The sequence below is a fragment of the Helicobacter sp. 11S02596-1 genome (assembly GCF_002272825.1).
Taxonomy (GTDB): Bacteria; Campylobacterota; Campylobacteria; order Campylobacterales; family Helicobacteraceae; genus Helicobacter_J.
The window spans coordinates 31,735-52,197 of the sequence record NZ_MLAM01000012.1; the positions used below are offsets into that span (position 1 = coordinate 31,735).

Annotated in this window: 21 protein-coding genes; 6 read left to right on the plus strand and 15 right to left on the minus strand. The window is 41.0% G+C overall.

Annotation, left to right across the window (positions count from 1 at the left end; translation table 11 throughout):
- Positions 1-83: 83 nt before the first annotated feature.
- From gltX to BJI48_RS07740, 4 genes are all read left to right on the plus strand, one after another.
- Complete coding sequence (gene gltX, locus BJI48_RS07725) at positions 84-1,484, plus strand: glutamate--tRNA ligase (RefSeq protein ID WP_095333671.1); 1,401 nt, start codon at positions 84-86, stop codon at positions 1,482-1,484.
- Between the two features lie 61 nt (positions 1,485-1,545).
- Positions 1,546-2,100, plus strand: coding sequence for a YceI family protein (locus tag BJI48_RS07730; protein ID WP_095333674.1), 555 nt, complete (start codon positions 1,546-1,548; stop codon positions 2,098-2,100).
- Between the two features lie 105 nt (positions 2,101-2,205).
- A complete protein-coding gene (locus tag BJI48_RS07735) occupies positions 2,206-3,282 on the plus strand; it encodes a hypothetical protein (protein WP_095333676.1) in 1,077 nt (358 codons plus the stop codon).
- Between the two features lie 329 nt (positions 3,283-3,611).
- Positions 3,612-3,935 (plus strand): multidrug efflux SMR transporter, encoded by a 324-nt coding sequence (locus tag BJI48_RS07740; RefSeq protein WP_095333678.1) that lies wholly within the window; start codon positions 3,612-3,614, stop codon positions 3,933-3,935.
- A gap of 12 nt (positions 3,936-3,947) precedes the next feature.
- On the opposite strand, the gene fliY is transcribed toward BJI48_RS07740, so the two are convergent.
- The 14 genes from fliY to BJI48_RS07810 form a co-directional block, all read right to left on the minus strand.
- The gene (gene fliY / locus BJI48_RS07745; RefSeq protein WP_095333680.1) at positions 3,948-4,778 is read right to left on the minus strand and encodes a flagellar motor switch protein FliY; all 831 of its coding nucleotides are present in this window, start codon (positions 4,776-4,778) and stop codon (positions 3,948-3,950) included.
- Entirely contained in the window at positions 4,775-5,839 is a 1,065-nt protein-coding gene (gene fliM, locus BJI48_RS07750) for a flagellar motor switch protein FliM (protein ID WP_095333684.1), read from the minus strand. The genes fliY and fliM overlap by 4 nt, the downstream gene beginning before the upstream one ends.
- The gene (locus BJI48_RS07755; protein ID WP_095333687.1) at positions 5,832-6,536 is read right to left on the minus strand and encodes an RNA polymerase sigma factor FliA; all 705 of its coding nucleotides are present in this window, start codon (positions 6,534-6,536) and stop codon (positions 5,832-5,834) included. Before BJI48_RS07755 ends, fliM begins: the two co-directional genes overlap by 8 nt.
- On the minus strand, positions 6,533-6,874 hold the full coding sequence (locus tag BJI48_RS07760) for a hypothetical protein (RefSeq protein ID WP_095333689.1): 342 nt from the start codon (positions 6,872-6,874) through the stop codon (positions 6,533-6,535). The genes BJI48_RS07755 and BJI48_RS07760 overlap by 4 nt, the downstream gene beginning before the upstream one ends.
- Before the next feature lie 9 nt (positions 6,875-6,883).
- The gene (locus BJI48_RS07765; protein WP_095333691.1) at positions 6,884-7,744 is read right to left on the minus strand and encodes a MinD/ParA family protein; all 861 of its coding nucleotides are present in this window, start codon (positions 7,742-7,744) and stop codon (positions 6,884-6,886) included.
- The gene (gene flhF / locus BJI48_RS07770) at positions 7,741-9,147 is read right to left on the minus strand and encodes a flagellar biosynthesis protein FlhF (RefSeq protein WP_095333694.1); all 1,407 of its coding nucleotides are present in this window, start codon (positions 9,145-9,147) and stop codon (positions 7,741-7,743) included. Before flhF ends, BJI48_RS07765 begins: the two co-directional genes overlap by 4 nt.
- The gene (gene folK / locus BJI48_RS07775; protein WP_095333697.1) at positions 9,147-9,665 is read right to left on the minus strand and encodes a 2-amino-4-hydroxy-6-hydroxymethyldihydropteridine diphosphokinase; all 519 of its coding nucleotides are present in this window, start codon (positions 9,663-9,665) and stop codon (positions 9,147-9,149) included. Before folK ends, flhF begins: the two co-directional genes overlap by 1 nt.
- A 14-nt stretch (positions 9,666-9,679) precedes the next feature.
- A complete protein-coding gene (locus BJI48_RS07780) occupies positions 9,680-10,741 on the minus strand; it encodes a M24 family metallopeptidase (RefSeq protein ID WP_095333699.1) in 1,062 nt (353 codons plus the stop codon).
- Positions 10,722-11,252 (minus strand): type II 3-dehydroquinate dehydratase, encoded by a 531-nt coding sequence (gene aroQ / locus BJI48_RS07785; RefSeq protein ID WP_095333702.1) that lies wholly within the window; start codon positions 11,250-11,252, stop codon positions 10,722-10,724. The genes BJI48_RS07780 and aroQ overlap by 20 nt, the downstream gene beginning before the upstream one ends.
- 70 nt (positions 11,253-11,322) lie before the next feature.
- The gene (locus tag BJI48_RS07790) at positions 11,323-12,060 is read right to left on the minus strand and encodes a MotE family protein (protein WP_180763091.1); all 738 of its coding nucleotides are present in this window, start codon (positions 12,058-12,060) and stop codon (positions 11,323-11,325) included.
- A complete protein-coding gene (locus tag BJI48_RS07795; RefSeq protein WP_095333704.1) occupies positions 12,057-12,482 on the minus strand; it encodes a flagellar export protein FliJ in 426 nt (141 codons plus the stop codon). Before BJI48_RS07795 ends, BJI48_RS07790 begins: the two co-directional genes overlap by 4 nt.
- On the minus strand, positions 12,479-13,729 hold the full coding sequence (locus tag BJI48_RS07800) for an adenylosuccinate synthase (RefSeq protein ID WP_095333708.1): 1,251 nt from the start codon (positions 13,727-13,729) through the stop codon (positions 12,479-12,481). The genes BJI48_RS07795 and BJI48_RS07800 overlap by 4 nt, the downstream gene beginning before the upstream one ends.
- Before the next feature lie 10 nt (positions 13,730-13,739).
- Positions 13,740-14,588: an ATP phosphoribosyltransferase regulatory subunit gene (locus BJI48_RS07805; protein ID WP_095333710.1), complete on the minus strand. Its 849-nt coding sequence runs from the start codon at positions 14,586-14,588 to the stop codon at positions 13,740-13,742.
- Between the two features lie 7 nt (positions 14,589-14,595).
- Positions 14,596-15,525, minus strand: a complete 930-nt coding sequence (locus BJI48_RS07810) for a ribose-phosphate pyrophosphokinase (RefSeq protein WP_095333713.1) — start codon at positions 15,523-15,525, stop codon at positions 14,596-14,598.
- Positions 15,526-15,687: 162 nt separating this feature from the next.
- On the opposite strand from BJI48_RS07810, the gene BJI48_RS07815 reads away from it, so the two are divergent.
- Both BJI48_RS07815 and BJI48_RS07820 read left to right on the plus strand, forming a co-directional pair.
- Positions 15,688-17,133: a catalase gene (locus tag BJI48_RS07815; protein WP_095333717.1), complete on the plus strand. Its 1,446-nt coding sequence runs from the start codon at positions 15,688-15,690 to the stop codon at positions 17,131-17,133.
- 1,022 nt (positions 17,134-18,155) lie between these two features.
- On the plus strand, positions 18,156-19,088 hold the full coding sequence (locus BJI48_RS07820; RefSeq protein ID WP_180763092.1) for a transglutaminase domain-containing protein: 933 nt from the start codon (positions 18,156-18,158) through the stop codon (positions 19,086-19,088).
- Positions 19,089-19,309: 221 nt separating this feature from the next.
- Here BJI48_RS07820 and BJI48_RS07825 read toward each other — a convergent pair whose 3' ends face one another.
- Entirely contained in the window at positions 19,310-19,540 is a 231-nt protein-coding gene (locus tag BJI48_RS07825) for a hypothetical protein (RefSeq protein ID WP_143428787.1), read from the minus strand.
- Positions 19,541-20,463 lie beyond the last annotated feature (923 nt).

The following is a 20,463-nucleotide window of genomic DNA, read 5'->3' on the forward strand; positions in this document are numbered from 1 at the left end:
TCATAAAAAATCATCAACAAACCATCCAAAATTTGAGTAAAATCCCAATCAGAAATATTACCCAAAATAACAAAGGAAAATAAATGCGTGAAATCATCACCCGATTTGCCCCCTCACCGACTGGAAACCTCCATATTGGCGGATTGCGAACGGCATTATTCAATTATCTTTATGCCCGTGCTAACAACGGCAAATTTTTGCTAAGGATAGAAGATACCGATTTGGCAAGAAACTCCCTTGAAGCCAGCCAAGCCATCATCGAGGCATTCAAATGGGTGGGGATGGATTATGATGGCGAGGTCATCTATCAATCCCAGCGCTTTGAAATCTATAAACGCTACATAGACCAACTCATCGAAGAAAACAAAGCCTACTACTGCTATATGAGTAAAGAAGAGCTTGATAATCTCAGAAATGAACAAAAAAATCGGGGCGAAACGCCAAGATATGACAACCGCTACCGAGATTTTAGAGGCACACCACCTGCAGGTATCGCCCCTGTGGTGAGGATAAAAGCCCCGCTAGATGGGGTGATTGCATTTCACGATGGTATCAAAGGGGACATCAAGGTAGGAGCAAAAGAATTAGATGACTTTATCATCGCCAGAAGCGATGGGACGCCAACGTATAACTTTGTTGTCAGCATTGATGATGCCCTAATGGGGGTTACCGATATTATCCGTGGGGATGACCATCTCTCCAATACTCCCAAACAAATCATCGTCTATGAGGCACTCGGATTTAAAATCCCCAACTTCTATCACGTCCCGATGATCCTTTCTCCACAAGGACACAAGCTCAGCAAGCGTGATGGGGCGATGGGGGTGATGGATTATCAAAAAATGGGCTATCTGCCTGAAGCGATACTCAACTTTTTGGTGCGTTTGGGCTGGAGCTATGAGGATCAAGAGATTTTTAGCCTGCAAGAAATGCTTGAGTATTTTAACCCTAAAGCACTCAATTCTTCCCCAAGTAGCTACAATCAAGAAAAATTCCTCTGGCTCAATGCCCACTATATCAAGCAAACCCCCAATGACACACTCCAAAAACTTTTGCAAGATTTCCCCTGCCCTGCTTTGCCTGCCCTGCTTGATTTGCCTATTTCCCAGCGAGATGTGCTCTATAATGCGATCAAAGAACGCACCCAAACACTCAAAGATTTTGCCAACTATGCCAGCGAAATCCTCACAGCCCCGCAAAACTACGATGAAAAATCGCTCAAAAAAATCGATGCGGATACTTTCAAGATTCTAAAAAATTTTAATGAAGCGCTTGCAGATTTTTCTTTTGAGTCGGTAGAAAATCTTGATAAGCATTTGCACGCCTTTATGGATAATCAAACACTCAAAGCAGGCAAATTAATGCAACCCCTCCGTATAGCGCTGCTTGGCAAACCCGGTGGGATCGGGTTGTGTGAAGCGATGTTTGTCATCGGAAAAAAAGAAGTTCAAAAAAGAATCCAAAAGTTCTGTGAAGCTTCATAAATCCTTAACTTTTATGCAGTAGAATAAGCTATCTTTCGATAAAAATTAAAAAAGGACATTTATGAAAAAGTTTCTCTCAATCGCTGCCATCTTCGCACTTTCTATGGGTGCTATCCACGCAAAAAACTTCACCATCGATACCGCACATTCCTCAGTAGGTTTTGAAGTCGAGCATATGCTCCTTAGCAAAGTCAATGGTGAATTTAACACCTTTAGCGGGGTCTTAGACATTGATCCAAAAACAAAAAAAATCAACAAGCTTGAAGGTGAAATCAGTATCGATTCAGTCGATACAAAAAACGCCAAACGAGATAGCCATCTCAAAGCTAATGATTTTTTTGATCTAAGCAAGTTCCAAAAAGCAACATTCAAAATGACGAAACAAGATGGCGATAAAATCTATGGAGATCTCACGATCAGAGGCATTACAAAACCTGTCGTGTGGGAAGCGGAAGTCAAAGGACCTGTCAATAACCCAAAGACAAATAAACAGCTGATGGCACTAGAAATCAGCGGTAAAATCAATCGAAAAGACTTTCAAGTTGGCACCACAACACCCAATGCCATCGTAAGCGATGAAGTAAAAGTCAAAATCCAAATCGAAGCTTCAGAATAATCTGAAGCCTTTTTTGGCTAAAATCCCCAGCTTTATCTCACTTTTATTATCAATCTCTAAGTAATTATTTTATACAATACACAAAAAATTTAAGGTCTTTTAATAATGTTGCGTAGATTTTGGATTTTGCTCCTTTTGGTCTCTATCGGGCAATCTTATGAGTGGAAATATCGCTTAGGATTTGATTTTTATCTTGATAATCTTGAAGATTCTGTGCCTTATTGGGATACCCGAACGATTTATGGTGTCCGCCTTGCCCCAGAAGTCGGTATCGCATTTGATGAACACCAGTCTTTGATGTTTGGGGGCTATGTCCTCCAAAATATGGGCGAGCAGCATTTCCCCACCAAAGCCAATGTATCGATCTATTACAATGCCACAGGAGAAAAGTTTCGCAGTTATTTTGGGATTTTTCCACGAACCCATTCGATCGCCCATTACCCGCTGAGCTTTTTTCGGAATGATTTTTACTTTTTCAATCCCAACATCAATGGGCTGATGTTCCAATACAAGCCTCAAAATCCATCGGATAAATTCGATGGCTACGCAGAATTTATTTTTGATTGGTATGGGGGCAATCTCTCCAAACGATTTGATGAATTTATGGTTTTGGCTTCAAGTGAGTTCCAATTTTTGCGCCATTATCTCTATGTGGGCGGGAATTTTTTGATGTATCATTTCAAAAATGATGAATATCTCGCCAAAGATGGCTCCAATGGCGATACGTATTTGATGGATCGGATTTATTACAATCTCTATGTAGGCACAAATTTCAAAAATCTACTACCCTTTATGGACAAGGCTAGCACGCAATTTGGCACGCTTTCGTCTCTGGAGAGGAAACGCCGTTTAAGCACAGGGCTTGATCCTTTTTATAATGGGCTTGGCTGGCAATGGGATATTGCAATGCAATACAAAGGATTTGGTATCAAAAACAGCTATTATTTTGGCAAGCCCCAGATGAAATATTTTTCAGAATACGGCGAGGATTTTTATAGCGGTTTGCCTTTTTATCAAGCCAAAACCTACGACCGAGCTGACTTTTATTACGAATACAAAAACGATATTTTGACCGCAAGATTCAGCATTATCCTACATTTTGTTGATAAAATCCTTGCCAATCAAGAAATGCTAACAATCTCTTTGGATACACATAAATTATTTAAATATTTCAAGAAGTGATTTTTCTACTAAACGCCTGCTTATTATTTCAGTATGGTAGGCTCTTGGGCTTGGCTATAGTTTCAAGGTAATTTTTCTAAAAACCCATAAAAACAATATTTAAAATCTAAAAATCTACCGACTATAGTATTAAATTTAATATATTATTTTATAATGTATTTTTATACCTTAATATACATAAACAATCTGCTAGTTATTTGCAATCAACACAAACAAACTATCAGGTTTTTAAGGAAATTTTTTTTATAATCAAGCCAAAATTTTATATCATCAAATGCCCCAGATCGACCTTAAATCGCTCAATTAGCATTTATTTACTAAGGAATCTTATGAAATATTGGATATTTTTAATCATCGCTGTTATTTTTGAAACGATGGGCACCACATCGCTCAAACAATCCACCAATACCGGCAATCACATCTATACAGCCATTTTTGCACTGATGTTTGTGATTTCTTTTACATTTTTTTGGAATGCCCTCAAAGGCATTGATCTAAGCATTGCCTATGCCTCGTGGGCAGGACTTGGGCTTGTGCTTATCACGCTTGGAGGGATTTTTATTTTTAAAGAAGAAATAAGTGTTTTGAAAATCCTATTTTTAGCGATGATACTCATCGGCGTGGTGGGACTGAAACTGATTTCAAAAAGCTAATCAGCGATTGCGCTAGCCACGGAGTTGTTCTAAACGCTCCCTTTTTGTGCCAATATCTGTGATTTGCACCCCAAAGTTTCCATCCACGATGACGACCTCTCCTTTGGCAATCACCTTGTCATCCACAAGGATCTCCAAAGGATCATTTGCGAGCTGGTTGAGTTCGACAACACTCCCAATATCCATCGATATGACATCTTTGAGCAACATCTTTTTTTGCCCAATCCTGACTTTGACATTGAGCTTGACATCGAGGAGCATCCCGATATTTCTGACCTCATCTTGATTGAGTTGGTGATTTTGAGGGACTTCAGAATGCGTGATGACTGGCTGCTGTGGCTGGCTTTCAAAAATACCCGTAAAATCAGATGTCGTCAAAAAGACAAAATTAGATTTAATGGTATTGAGCGAAAAAGAAAATTCATATTCTTTGTCATAAGCACCCAAATCAATCGGTGCGATGACAAATTCGATGTTACGACAAGCAAAATTTAACTTCGGAAGATTTTTTTGAGAACCCAAAGAAGTCGAAATCGCCCCAAATATGTTTGAATTGATTTCTTTGATAGCATCAAGATCATCATTATCCATTTCATTTTTGCTCGCACCCTCACCCCCAATCATCAAATCCGCCAAAGAAGTAGCAAGCCCGACAGGCATAATCAAGGCAATATTTGTGTCAAGATCTCCTGAAACTGCGATATAAGTTATCGCATAAGGAACAGGCAAAGCCATCGCACTAGCATAATCTGTTTTGGTGTTAGCAACATTGGGCGAAGACCCTGTAAGCCCCTCAATAGTAGAAATGGCTTCTTGAGTAAAAATCTTTATAAAATCATTCATTGTTCTTCCTCTTCTTCCATATCATTAACCTTACTCTTTCGCTGTTCTTCAAGCATTTCAAGAATTTCTTTAACTTTATCTTTTTCTGTCTTAATAACTTCTTTGACTTTGATGGTTTTGCGATACCGCTGGAGTCCCACGCTCGCTAGATATTTTTCCTTACCATCGACATTCACAACGACCGTGTCATCAGCTGCCCGATCCAAACGAATAATATCACCCACCATCAAATCCAGCACTTCTTTGAGCGTCAATCTCACCCCGCCCAAAAACACTGAAACATTCACACCAGCCCCACCAACCAAAGCTTGAAGCTCTTTATTACGACTTTTTTTCGAACTCGTTTCAGAAAGCATCAAATCCCTACCGCCCAGCCGAGAAAGTATCGTCTCAAGCGAAATCACAGGATAGCATAGATTCATCATACCGCTACTATGCCCGATGATAATCTCCATCACCACCATAATAACAATCTCATTTTGCGCAACGATCTGGACAACATTCGCACTCGATTCTTTAGCATCGACGGTCGGGAAAATTTCTGTGATGGGCGACCACGCGTCTTTGAGCGTCTGCATAATCTGGCGAAGTATCGTATCTAAAAGATTGAGTTCAATATCGCTAAATTCTCTGGAGCTATCATATGGATCGCCCTTCCCGCCCAAAAGCCTATCAATCATCGGGAAAGCGATACTGGGATTGATCTCTAAAACCCCCGTCCCATCCATCGGTTTCATCGAAAATACGTTAAAACTTGTCGGGCTTGGCAAACTCATCAAAAATTCCCCATAAGTCATTTGATCAACGCTGTGGAGCTGGATTTCAACGATACTTCTCATAATAGCAGAAATCTGGCTAGAAAGGCTTCGAGCCATCTTGTCGTGGATACTCCGAAAAGCACGGAGCTGTTCTTTGCTGACACGATTGGGGCGCTTGAAGTCATAGAGGGTAACTTGCTTTTGATGGATAATATCACGCTTTTGCAAAACCTCCGCATCATCGCCTTCATCGACAACCTCAAGGAGCGCATCAATTTCTTCTTGACTTAATATATCAGCCATTTTTTTCTCCTAAAGATTTTCTTATTTTTTTAATCACTTCTTTGATAATCTGAGAGATTCTTGATTCAGTAATATTCAAAATTTCTTTGATTTCACTCAAATTCAGCTCATCAAAAAAATACAGCTGGATAATCAATTGTTCCCGATCTGGAAGCATTTTTAAAATTTCTTGAATGGTGTCGATAAGCTCTTCACGCTCAATTTTTTCTAAGATATTTTCTTCCTCAATGATATTGCACTGCTCATCAATAGGCACTAAGGCATAAATATCTGAGGCGATCTTTGCTTCTTTGATCTTTTCGACATCTTCGCCCAAAATTTTTGCGAGATATTCATTGCTGGGTTCTTCTTGATGTTCATTGAAATACTTTGAGATTTCATAATCAATCGCTTTTATGAGCTTTCTGGATGCCCGAGATACAATATCAAGCGAACGCAAATAATCGAGCATTGCCCCGTTCGCACGGGTTTTGGCATACCCCCAAAACGAATCATTGAGGGTATTATCATATCTCCTAGCAAGCTTGATAAGCTCTTCTGTGCCGATGGAGACCAAATCATTCAAATCCACCGAGCTTGGCACGCGTTCTTTGATACGATATGCCATCGAACGCACGGCAGGGAGGTATTGCATAGCAAGCTCATCTTGAGAATATTTGATGGTTTGATTGTAGCCATACAGATTTTTTTTGTTCATTTTGATTTCGCTTCAGCAGTTACGGGCTTGTCTTCTGCAAAATCAGAATTTCTAATATAACGACGGATATTTGCCGCTTCCCTTTCCCTAATATCAAATTCACGATCAAAAAGTTCTAATTTTTTCTCAAGATTGGATTTATTAAACATTGTTTTATCAAATTCGATAAACCAAATATAAGCCGAAGCAAAAAAAAGTGTTATCAAATAAAAGCCTATCGTTGCAATCACCGTCCAAAACAAAATAACTTCCGGCTCATCAAATTTAGCAATACCAAAAGCAAGCCCTAGAAAAAATCCAAAAACAACAGAAAAATTAATGAAGTTATTTGGTTTCATCCGTGCTCCTTATAGGTATCCTAATATCCTTTTGAAAAACCCTGAAAAGTTTTCTTTGGGAGTTTCAAGCATATTTTGTTCCACTTTTGAAACGATCATCTTAGCAATCTGCTTGATAGAAAATGAAAAATTACTCAAAGGCTCAACCCTGCAGAGAAGCTCACGATATTTTGTGGATTTTTTGACCGCATCGCTTGAAATGAGCGTGCCTAAAAGGTTCAGCTCCAAACCAGACAGATTTTTCTTCGCAACATTTTGTATCTTGGTAAAAACCCCCATCCCCTCTTTTTGCGATGTTGCCATATTCACGATGACAAAAAGCTCGGTTTTGGTTTTGGAGTTGATTTTGATAGTCGCATAAGCATCCGTGATCGCAGCAGGATCAGGCACGGTTACCACCACGACATAATCACTCGCATTCAAAAACGCTCGGGTTACCTCCCCAATCCCAGCACCCGTGTCAATAATCATAAAATCAAGACTATCTAAAAGCCTGCTCCCATCGATAAACTCATCCAAAATATCCTGATTAGCGTATTTCAAAATCTCATCACCGCTATCACCGGGAATCAGATACAAACCATCTTCAATCGGATAAATCACTTCATCAAATTTCGCCTCACCTTTGAGGGCGTGCAAGATATTTTTATTTGTCTTGACACCAAAAATCAAATCCAGATTTGCCAAGCCAATATCGGCATCAAACACACCGACTTTGTAACCCATCTTACAAAGCGTATAGGAGAGATTCGCACTGATGGTAGATTTTCCCACCCCGCCCTTGCCACTCGTGATGGCGATAAATTTTGTTTTGCCTTTTTGTGTGGCAGGGGCTTTCATCAAGTTTTCTAAGTTGCTGGCTTGATTCATTGGATTACTCGATTAGGGTTTGAAAAACCATCTAACATACAATCGACCAAATAATCATTGGTCGCCACCATCAAATCCATCGGCACTTCTTGCCCCACAGAAACGTAGCTCACGGGCTTTTTGGTCTCATAGACTAAAGAAAACAAATTCCCCAAGCCCCTGCTTTCATCAAGCTTGCTAAAAATCAATGTATCAATATCAAGCTCGCCAAAAGAATGGTAAATATCCCGCAAGTCCTCGTATTTGGTAGTTGCCGACAGCACGAGCGTTACATCGATTTTGTAATCATTATTGATAAATTTTTTTAACATATTGATTTTTTGCTTGTCGTGTTGGGAATGCCCTGCGGTATCGACCAAAATATAATCACAATACCGCAATGTATCGACTTCTTTGAGAAAATCCTCTGGCTCAATCACGGTTTCTATGCTGATTTTCATTTTTCTAGCATACCAGGTGAGTTGCTCAAGCGCGCCGATCCGATAGGTATCGAGCGTGATAATACCGACTTTGTATTTTTTATCCAACATCTTTGAATAGCGAGCGGCTAGCTTAGCAAGCGTGGTGGTTTTGCCCACACCTGTTGGACCGACAAGCATAATGATTTTTTTTGTCCCCATATCCAAATGCTCGCTACGGCAATAAATCATCTTGCGGAGCACCTCGCGAAAATACCGCTTGATAGTCAAAGAATTTTCACGCATTTTTAATGGCATTAATTCCAAGCTGAGCTTCATAATCTCATCAAGATGGATTTTATTCATCCCGCTATTTCTGGCTAGTCGGTAGATTTCAGCAAACTCCTGGGGGACTTTGGGGGGTTCATCTCTGGGGGCTTTTTCATCCCAAAACATATTTTGTATCAGCTTGATTTTGTCATTTATCTTATCAAGCTCGACTTTGATATGCTTGAGTTCTTTGGTGTCATTTTGCTGGCTAATCACCCGTTCTTCTTGCTTGCGAATCAGCTTATTTTCTAGTCTCAAATCAAGATTTTTGGAGACATCTGGGACGATAACAGACTCTTTTTTGGCTTGCGGTTTTTTCGATTCAATACCTGCTATTTTGCTAATCTCCCTCACAGCGTCTGAAAGCTGGATGGTTACATCATCATAGGGATTTCTCTGCGCACTTTTCTTCTTTTCTCTATCTTTTTCCAAAATCGCATCCAAGCGCTTTTGAATGCTATTTTTGGGTTTGGATTCTTGTGTATCTGGCTCAAGAGGCTCTTCATTGCCATCATCGCCCTCAACTGCCACAACGATTTCATAAAGACCCGGCTGGGTCATCGTCTTTTTTCTGATCTCTTTTGTTTTGACCACCAAAGCGTCCTCGCCGTGCTTGCTTTGGGCGATTTTCAAGGCTTCTGCGGCTGTCTCTCCGCCATATGTATAAAGTTTCATTACTGCCCTTTCTGGGTGAGATATGTCAAAAATAAAGGAATCAAGACCGATTCACGTTGGGACCAATTGGGATGGGGTATTTTAAGATAAGGACGCTTTAAAATCAAATCATTAAAAAAAATAATATCTATATCTAAAGTTCTCGGAGAATTTTTAAATTCTCTTTTCTTGGGTCTGCCAAATCTGCGTTCCAAGTAAAAAATAAGCCCAAAAAGTTGAACAATAGAAAACCTTGTCGCCAGCGTGATGGTCGCATTATAAAAATCATCTTGATGGGTATAGCCAAAGGCGGGATTGCGATAAATCGGCGAAGAACGCAGGGAAGAAATATTTTTATTACTTTGAAGCCAACGCCAAAGATGTTCAAAACGTTTTTTACAATCCCCAATATTCCCGCCAATCCCAAGAGTAAGCGTGTTGGCAAAACCTGCAGGGGCGAGACTGGGAGCAAGCCTATCATCAAGACGCCTATCAAAACTCCTGCAAGGAAAAAATCGAGAAAAAATTAATGCCCGCATTTTACTCCAATCATTTATAAAATCTCTGCTCTGCCATTTCTCACGACCACCAAATCTTCGATACGCACACCATAATAATCGGGGATATAAATCCCGGGCTCAATCGAAAACACCATCCCATCTTCAATGATGGTTTCACTCCTTGTAGAAATAAATGGCAACTCGTGGATATCTAGCCCAATGCCGTGTCCGGTGCTATGGACAAAATATTTCCCATAGCCTGCTTTTTCAATGGCATTTCTAGCAATGGCATCGATTTGCTTACCAGACATCCCGCCCCTAAGAAGCGCGATGGTTTTTTCTTGTGCTTTCAAAACCGCCTCATAGATGGTTTGGAGCTTTTTATCTTTGAAATGCTGGGATTTTCTAAAAACAATGCCATCTTTGCCAAAAAACGCTGTCCTTGTGCGATCAGAACAATAGCGTCGGTATTTGACCCCCGCATCAAATAACAAAAGATCACCCCGCTTGATTTTGTCTTTTTGGCTAGGGGTGGCGTGGGGTTTGGCAGCATTCGCATTGATCCCTACGATGGGGCTAAAGCTAAGAGGATATTTACCTTGATGGCTCAAAAACCCACAAGCGTGATAATACAAATCCTGTTCGCTCAAAGTTTTGCCACCACCAATACGCTGGTTGATAAATCTGGCAAAACGTTTGTAAGCCTCTTTGTTGAGTTTTTGAGACTTTTTGATATGTGTGATTTCTTCATCGGTTTTGATGATACGTTTTTGTTGGTGAAAATTTGGAATACCTTTGAGTTCTTTTTTGGAATCCAAAGAAGATTTTAGCTTTTCAAATGCACTCAAAGTCATCTGGCTTGGGTCATAAACAATGCTTGAAACACGGCTTTTGTTGATGAGAGCAGTAGCACTGCTATACAAATCATTTGATGTGATGACCTTAGTCTGGCAAGCTTGCTGCTGTGCTTCTAGGGTATATCTCGAATCGGTGATAAAAAACTTATCGCCCCCGAGCTTTAGGAATAAAGCGTGATCGCAACTATAGCCACACTCAAAATATTGGGCATTTTCATCGGCAGTAAGGTAGGATGCCTCATTGATTTTTTTTGTCATTCTTGATTTCAGTTTTTGCTTCAATTTTTGTATCAGCCGAAGTGCCTTTGGCTTGGGATTCTTTGATGGCTTTTATCTCGGATAAAATCTGCATCATCGCAATGATTGCCATATGGTATCCAAACGCACCAAATCCCGCTATCACGCCTGCACTCACCGCTCCGGTATAAGAATGCCTTCGAAACTCCTCGCGCGCGTGGATATTACTCAAATGCACTTCCACGACAGGCACACCTGCTGCCATAATCGCATCAGCAATCGCAATGGAAGTATGGGAATATGCCCCCGGATTCATAATAATCCCAGCATAATCACTGCCAACACATTCTTGGATTTTATCAATCATCTCACCTTCAAAATTGCTCTGAAAAAAATCGATTTCAAGATGATTTTGTTTGGCAAAAGCCTGCATATTTTCGTGGATTTGCTCTAAGGTCATCGTGCCATAAATCCTAGGATCTCTGTAGCCAAGCATATTTAGATTGGGACCTTGTATCACCAAAATTCTCATTGTTTCTCCTAAGTGCAAATTATATTTTTCCAAATCTTAACACAAATCTTGTTAAATTACAATCTAAAAATTATACAGAGGAATCCTCGCCATCACCGCTGTGTTCTGGCGATGGTGATTGATCTTGGTTTTTCTGAACCTCTGGCTGTGGTTTTTGAGGTAAAGATTTTTTTTCTTCCTGAAATGGCGGGCCTTTTTTGAGGATTTCCGTAAGTTCGGCGGCATTTTTGGGATTCATCTTGGCTAATATCTTCCCCATATCTTGAGCGCTCAAAGAAAACAAAATCGCTGCAGCTTCCATACGGGGGAGATTTTCGATAATAGGTGCGGCTTTGGAATCTTTCATTTTGGCATACGTTTGGGCGAGTTTATTGTCTTTTGCCTGATCGATTTCTTTGAGAAGCTTTTCATTTTGCTTGATGAGATTTTTTATTTTTGCCTCCTCCTCATCATTCATCGCTTTTATGTTGGCTTCTTTGTCTTCGATTTCTTTGAGCTTGGCACTCAAGGCACTTTCTCGTTCTTTTAGCTTGGCTTGGCGCTGGTTGAAAATATTTTGCGTCGCATTTTTGAGGGCTTCTATCGCTTGATATTTTTCATCGAGCTTTCTGAGTTGTTCTTGGATTTCATCTTTTCTGGATTCAAAAACAGCATTGCATTCCAAAAGCTGTGTTGGCGATTGGCTCAATGATTGCGCTTGAGCAGATGGCTGGGCTTGGCTCGATGATTGCGACGAGCCAACTTGTGCCATCAGAGGGACTTGAATAACTATTGCCAATAAAACAAATCTTAAAATATTCTTTATCATACGTTCTCTTTATTTGAAGTAAAAAGCATCATCGCGACTTCATCAAGATTTTTTCCTTCCAATCGCTTGAAATGTTGCACCATTTTTTTGATTTCATTTTCTTGGAGGTATTTGATTTTTTCATATTCGATACAAGCGAGGCGGTAAAATTCCCGAAGCTTTTTTTCGATATTTTTCAATCCTGATATTTCTTCTTGAAGCAAATCCATCTGATAAACCAACATTTTTTTGATTTCACTGACCCGCTTAAAATCCCAAAAACTCCCACTTTCTGGGACACAAACAGCGTCAAGCTCTCTTATGAACTCGCTAAGTTCTTCATACTTTGAAGCGATGAGATTATTGTTTTTGATGATTTCTACCTCGCTTTTATCCACAGCCTGCTTTTTGAGCTTAAGAAGAGAGTCAAATTTTGTTTTCATAAAACAATCGTATCCTCTCTCTCGGGGCTAGTTGAAATGATAGAGATTTTTACACCCACGAGCTTTTCTAAGTCCAAAATATAATCTTTCGCTTCTGTTGGCAGGTCTTCAAAACGCCGAATCCCTGCGGTTTTGCCCCAACCTTTGTAGGTTTTATAAACAGGTTTTAGCTCGCTAATATCACTTGGCATATTATCGATGATTTCGCCATTGCCATTATTGTATTGATAACCAACACAGACTTTGACCTCCTCTAGCCCATCTAAAACATCAAGCTTCATCAAACTAAGCTCGGTGCAACCATTGATACGGCAAGCATACCGCACGCCTAGGGCGTCAAACCAGCCACATCGGCGCGCCCTGCCTGTAGTTACGCCAAATTCGTGTCCTTTTTCTCGCAAAAACTCTCCCATCTCACCAAAATCCTCCGTTGGGAAAGGGCCATTCCCCACACGGGTGCAGTAGGCTTTGACAATGCCAATGATCCTATCAAGCGCCTTAGGAGGGATACCGCTCCCGCTGCACGCCCCTGAAGCTGTCGTTGTCGAACTCGTTACAAAAGGGTATGTCCCGTGATCAATATCAAGCATACTCCCTTGAGCGCCCTCAAGCAAGATTTTTTTGCCCGTATCCATACCCTGCCAAAGCAAGCTAACCGTATCGGTAACAAAAGGCAAAATCTTGGGGGCATATTCGCAGAGATAATCATCGATTTGCTGCAAGCTAGGGAGTTGTATCTGGTATAAATCTTGCAAATAAGCGATTTGTTCCAGATAAAATTGGATTTTTTGCTTCAAAGCAGGGATGTCTTTGAGATCGCCCATTCGAAACCCGCTCCTTGCGACTTTATCGCCATAGCTCGGGCCGATACCTTTGTGTGTCGTGCCGATAGCATTTTTGAGGGATTTTTCTCTTGCTGTATCGATGATTTGATGGTAAGGCATAATCATATGGGCTTTATCGCTGATAAACAGCCTGTCTTTGAGATTATCAAATTGGCTAATCTCCTCGCACAATGCGTCCATTGCGATAACAACGCCATTGCCGATGATGTTTTTACACCGAGGATACAAAACACCTGAGGGCATTAAATGCAAAGCATATTTTTTCCCACCAACGACAATCGTATGCCCGGCATTATGCCCGCCTTGATACCGGACAATATAGTCATAATCCCCTGCAAGCCGATCAACAATCTTGCCTTTCCCCTCATCGCCCCATTGAATACCTACTACAAGATCTGCCATTTTTTCCCTTTTAGCTTATTTTTATCAAATAATCAACCACATCATCGGTATAAATCCCAAAACCGCACGACTCTGTCCCCTCAATCGTGTATTTCCCACCCAAAAGAAAGGTATGATTACCCGCAAACATCCTAAAAACCAAATCATTATAATAATCAACGGGAGCAAAATCAAGCGGGGAAAAAATCGTCTTTTCATAATTACAATAACTCGCACTTGCTGACATCGCCTCAAGCGCTCCTTTTAAAAATTCTGGGGCTTTTTTAGCAAAACTTTCGAGATCTTCTCTCGTTTGGACTTTTAGCAAATCCGCCAAATAGCTCGCTGATTTTAAAATATCTTCGACCTGCATTCTTCTAAATGTCTGCATATCCACGCCCAAATCACGTGCGCACAATTGCAAAATCTTCACATTTGAAATCTGCAAAATAGGTGCGATTTCAAGCTTACGCATCATCACTGCACTCAAACCAAGCAATTCTGGAAGCTCGCTAGCGTCCAAGCATTCTGCCCCGATCTGATGGATTTCATTGGTAGGGTAGCTAAAAACGGGCTGGATATAAAACCATTTTTTTTGATCGGTCGCCCTACCCAAACGCTTGGTGATGATACGAATCGCATCAATGGTGCTATCGTAGCGGAGCGATATTTGATGGTTGTTTTGAGAACTCAAGCGGATAATATCGCGGTTTGAAAAATTTTTTTGATGTTCGAGATAGACAAAAAACGGCGTGAGGATTTCTTCAAAACCATTTTGATAAAAAACCTCGCAAGCAAGATTTTCTATTTTGCGTTTGATCTTGGCAGAAAGCCCAAAATGCAATTTTGTCCCTTGCGGGATTTCGTGTTCTAAAATCATATCCATCCTATATAAAAAGAGAATTTACACTTTCATTATGATAAATTCTTCTAATAACTTCAGCAAACAACGGGGCGACACTCAAAACCGTTATCTTCGAGCATTGTTGGCGCAGTGGGATCGAATTGCTCACGACCACTTCATCTAACGCACTTTTTTCGATCCGCTCAATCGCTGGACCGCTAAGGACGGGGTGCGTTCCCAAAGCCATCACCGAATGCGCCCCTTTGGCTTTCAAAACATCTGCTGCCTTACACATCGTCCCAGCCGTATCGATCATATCATCAACCAAGATAATATCCTTGCCATCGACATCCCCGATGATATTCATTACCTCGCTGACATTTGCCTTTTCACGCTTTTTATCCACGATAACTAAATCAAGCCCTAGCTGATTGGCAAAATACCTCGCCCGTGAAACCCCGCCAATATCAGGGCTAGCAATGATGGGATTTTTTAGCTTTTTGGAACGCACATAATCCCTAAAAACAATCGAACCATAAAGATTATCCACCGGCACATCAAAAAACCCTTGAATCTGACCAGCGTGCAAATCCATCGTGATGACCCGATCCACCCCCGCACTTTGTATGAGATTTGCCACAAGCTTCGCCGTGATAGGCACGCGAGGGGCTGCCTTTCTGTCTTGTCTGGCATAGCCAAAATACGGGATAACCGCATTGATAGAGTTGGCTGAACTCCGCCTAAACGCATCCGTCATTATCAAAAGCTCCATCAAACTATCATTCACAGGGGCGCACGTTGGCTGGATGATAAACACATCTTTGCCCCGCACCGATTCGCTGATTTGGGCATTGATCTCCCCATCGCTGAAGCGATTGAGTGTTGCTTTTGAAACCACCGCATCAAGATGTTTTGCCAACTCTTTGCTAAACTCTGGATGCGCACTCCCGGTAAAAATCTTGAATCCTCGCATTTTGTTCCATCCCTAAAAAGTATAAGTTTGTATTGACAGGATTATAAAGCATATCACTTAAAGTTTGACTTAGAAAACGAAAATAATTTAATTGATATTTTTTATCCATTTATAATTTTTATCTAAAATGAATCTGTATCAAAAATCAAAAAAGGACATACGATGAAAAATGTTACATTGACAAACGCAACCGGAACACCCATTGGCAACAACCAAGACTCACTTAGCGTAGGACCAAGAGGACCTTTACTTTTGCAAAATACGTGGTTTTTGGAAAAATTAGCCCATTTTGATAGAGAACGTATCCCAGAAAGGGTCGTGCACGCCAAAGGAAGTGGCGCTTATGGGACATTCACGGTTACAGGAGATATTACCAAATACACCAAAGCAAAGATTTTTAGTAAAATCGGCAAGAAAACCCCGTGTTTTTTTAGGTTTTCCACCGTTGCAGGCGAACGTGGCGCTGCCGATGCCGAAAGAGACCCTAGAGGTTTTGCGATGAAATACTACACAGAAGAAGGGAATTGGGATCTTGTCGGCAACAACACCCCTGTATTTTTTGTGCGTGATCCCCTCAAATTCCCAGATTTTATCCACACCCAAAAGCGCGACCCAAAAACAAATCTCCGCAGTGCGCAAAATGCGTGGGATTTTTGGAGCTTGCACCCCGAATCTCTCCATCAAGTTACCATCACGATGAGCGATCGGGGCATTCCCAAAAGCTTCCGCCATATGCACGGATTTGGTAGCCATACATTTAGCTTCATCAATGCCAAAAACGAGCGATTTTGGGTCAAATTCCATCTAAAAACAATGCAAGGCATACAAAATCTCACCAACGAAGAAGCAGCTGCAGTGATCGCTAAAGATCGGGAATCCAACCAAAGGGATTTGTTTGAAAATATACAAAATGGCAATTTCCCAAGATGGCGAATGTGCGTGCAGATAATGCCTGAAGCGGAAGCAAAAACCTATCGTTTTCATCCATTTGATTTGACAAAAACCTGGAGTCAAAAAGATTATCCCCTCATCGAAGTCGGCATTGTCGAGCTTAACAAAAATCCTGAAAATTATTTTGCTGAAGTTGAGCAAGCTGCTTTCAACCCCGCAAACATCGTGCCAGGAATCGGTTATAGCCCCGATAGAATGCTTCAAGGCAGGCTATTTTCCTATGGCGATACCCAGCGCTATCGATTAGGGATTAATCACACCCAATTGCCTGTGAATGCGCCTAAATGCCCATTCCACACAACTTCACGGGATGGGTATATGCAAAATGGTAGCTATGGTGCGATGATAAACTACAATCCAAGCTCGCTCCCAGGCTACCAAGAAGATCCCAATGCCCGAGAGCCTAAACTCGATCTTAGCAAGCTGGAAAAAGAAACAGAAATCTATGACTACAACTACCGAGAAATAGATAACGACTATTACACACAGCCTGGCGATCTCTATCGTTTGATGAATGCGGAGGAAAAAGAAAGGCTTTGCCAAAATATCAAAGCAGCGATGGATGGCGTGAGTGTTGATGTCAAAAAACGCCAGATCGAGCATTTTACAAAAGCCGATCCTGCTTATGGCAAGCGAGTAGCTGAACTGGTGCTTTGAGGGTTATGAAGCACATAATAAGGGGTTTAGAGTTACAACGTCCGCTCAATGTTTGGGTAAGTCAAAAAAACCACTTAACACCATCAGGTGGCGGTCAAGATGGCAAAGCGTGAGCTGGCTGGGTTTGAAAGTGATTTAAAAGCAGAAACCTTAGAAAACGGGTTGATAACGAAGTGCAACGCACGCCGTTATAACCCTATTCTTTAGGAACGCAGCAAGATTTCACATCTTGCGAAGTGGTCTTCAGGTTTGTTTGCAAAACAAACCGAGTAAAACCTATAAAACTGGGTTTATAACGAAGTGCAACGCACGCCGTTATAACCCTATTCTTTAGGAACGAAGCAAGATTTCACATCTTGCGAAGTGGTCTTCAGGTTTGTTTGCAAAACAAACCGAGTAAAACCTATAAAACTGGGTTTATAACGAAGTGCAACGCACGCCGTTATAACCCTATTCTTTAGGAATGCAGCAGAGTTTTACTCTGCGGAATGGTCAAGAGAATTCAGTTTTTCAAAACTGAATTGAGTAGGCATAATGTTTTTTCCATAGCAGTGTTTTCTAGTTATTGTTTCTCATACTAGCTAGAAAGGGGTCAGGGGGGCTTAGAATTGCGAAGACCGCCCCCCTAGACCCCTTAAACCCCTACCCCCGTCACGCCCCCTTAGTGGGCGAGATGACAGGGCGTAGTAAGCTGGGTTTGCTAGCAGTTCTGAACTGCTTGCCTTTGTCGCGCTTGTGTGCTGTGAAAAATCGGAAACAAGGGCGTTGAAGTGCGCCCGCCGATTTTTCGCAAGGAGACACAAGCAAGCGACTTCCCCTCCTTTGTTTGCCGAAAAGAAAAGCGGCGCTTATTCTTTTCGTGGGTTAAAGGAGGGGTTAGGGGAGGATTAAACCTCTTTTCTTTTGCGATTAAAAAGCTTAAAGCATTTAGGAACGAAAACGGGCTTTGCCTGTTGGAGTGGTCTTGCGATTCAGTTTGCAAAAACTGAATCGAATAAAAAATGAATATAAAAGGACAATTTATGGAACGCAGAGATTTTATAAAAACGAGTATCTTAGGCACAGGCGTTTTGATGGGTTCGAGCCTATTGGGTGCGAGTGTGCCAACATCAAAAAAAATTTCACTAAATTTTAGCTATCAAATCAATTTTGACTCCGCCAAAGAAGTCAAACTATGGATTCCAATGCCTCTAACATCAAGCTTCCAACAACCCAGCCATATCCGAATAAACGGCAATTATAATAGTTACAAAACCATTACCCAAAATGCAACACCCATCGTGTTTGCCCAATACAATCAAGCAAAAAAGTCAAAAAATATTTCTATTGCGCTCGATGTTTTGCTAACACCGCGCAATGCCCCAACACCAAGCACGCCTCAAGAAGATCTAAAAGATTTTATCAAGCCAACACGCTACATCCGCACAGATGGGCTGATTGCCGAGATTGCTTCCAAGCTCAAAGCAAACGATCACCAAAAAACAGCCCAAAACATCTATGCTTGGATTACAAACAATCTTGATTATGAAAATGCCAAAAACACGCGTGGGATCAGAAAAATACAGACCAAAGACGCCAAAGTCATTTTATCGGGCAAAAACATCAGTGCTACGACGCTGTTTGTGTCTTTGAGCCGGGCTTGTGGCATCCCTGCTAGAGAGGCTTTTGGGCTGGAACTCAGCGGGCAAAATGTCTCTTTTGTCTCCAAAGCAGAGGTTTATTCCGCTCAAGGCTGGATACCCTATGATGTCATCACACCCATCAAAAACCCATCTCAAAACGGCTCAAACAAATGGCTTGGGGATTTTGTATTGCTCAATTATGAACGAGATATGCGACTAGAAAATTTTGTATTGAGTTCTTTTGATAGCCCATTTGGTCTTGTGGATAATGATAGATTAAACTACTATGCTCCCAAGCATTTTAGACAAACTATTGGTTATCGATTAATATAAATTCGGTTTGGGGTTATTATCCTACTCGGTTTGGATTTTAAAATCCAAACCTGAAGACCACTACGCAAGATTTGAAATCTTGCAACATTGCTAAAAAAGCTCTTTGACCCGCCCGAGATGTTATGCCTTTTTGTGATTTTGATTTTTTTCAAAAGCCCTGATAGCATAAACAATCGAGCCAAAGAACGCCAATAATGCAATGAGTGCAGCGATAATCCCCATCATTCTATTTTCTCCAATTCATCAAGCTGTCTAATAATATAACGCACAATCAAATAAAAAGCAAGCACAATAATGCCAACGCCTAGAATAATGGCTATGAGTTGAATCGTGTCGATACTTTTATAATGGATTACGGCATAGCCAAAAATCCCGAATAATCCTGTCAATAAGGCAAGAATGATTGCCTTAAAAAGATCAATCGTTAGTTTGATTTTTTCTTTTCTACTCATAAGAAATCCCATCGCAAATAATCCATTATATCGAATCTCATACCCAAAAAAGCTCGCCTTTTTTAGACATTATTTTTATAGCAAATATTTTATAAAAATATCATTGCCCATCAACCCAGTTTTATATTTTTTTACTCGGTTTTCATTATGTTTTACTCGATTCGGGTTAAAGCCCGAATCTGAAGACCACTCACGGGAGCTAAGCTCCTGTTCGCTCCTAAAGTAAGGGCGTCTGCTATGCTCCTATCGGAGCATAAACACATCGCCGTGCGAAGCTAAAAAAGATAAGCAGTTATCTTTTTTTACGCTTCTCCTCTCATACCCAAGCCTTAGGCTTGTGCGTTGGAGATAAGTTTCTAAGGTTTGGAAACCTTATCCGCTCTCAAACCAAAGCCCGCTACGCTTTTTAATCTTGCATTGCATTGGGGGCGTGCAGGGGGAGCAGGGGTTTAAAGGGGTGAGCGGGGGGCGCTTCGCAAGTCAGCCCCCCAGCACCCCTTTCTAGCTAGTATAAGAAAAAATAACTAGTCGCACGGCTATGGAAAAGAATCATTACTTTCTATTCGATTCACGTTGTGAATCTGAAGACCATTCCGCAAGATGTAAAATCTTGCTTTTGGGCGTATTGCTGTGCTCCTTATAGTCGCACAACGCAATCGCCGTGCGAAGCTAAAAAAGATAAGCAGTTATCTTTTTTAACGCTTCTCCTCCTAAAGTAACCATCTCATACCCAAAGCGTTGCTTTGTGTATTGGAGATAAGTTTCTAGGATTTCCCCTACTTCCTATCTTATTATTTCCTACTTCCCATCTCTAACTTCATATACAATCGTATAGGCATTGGGGTTATGATAGATTTGTCTAGATAATCCATCAGCAAAGGGTTTGGTTTTGATTAAATCATCAGCACTCTTAAATGGCCCAA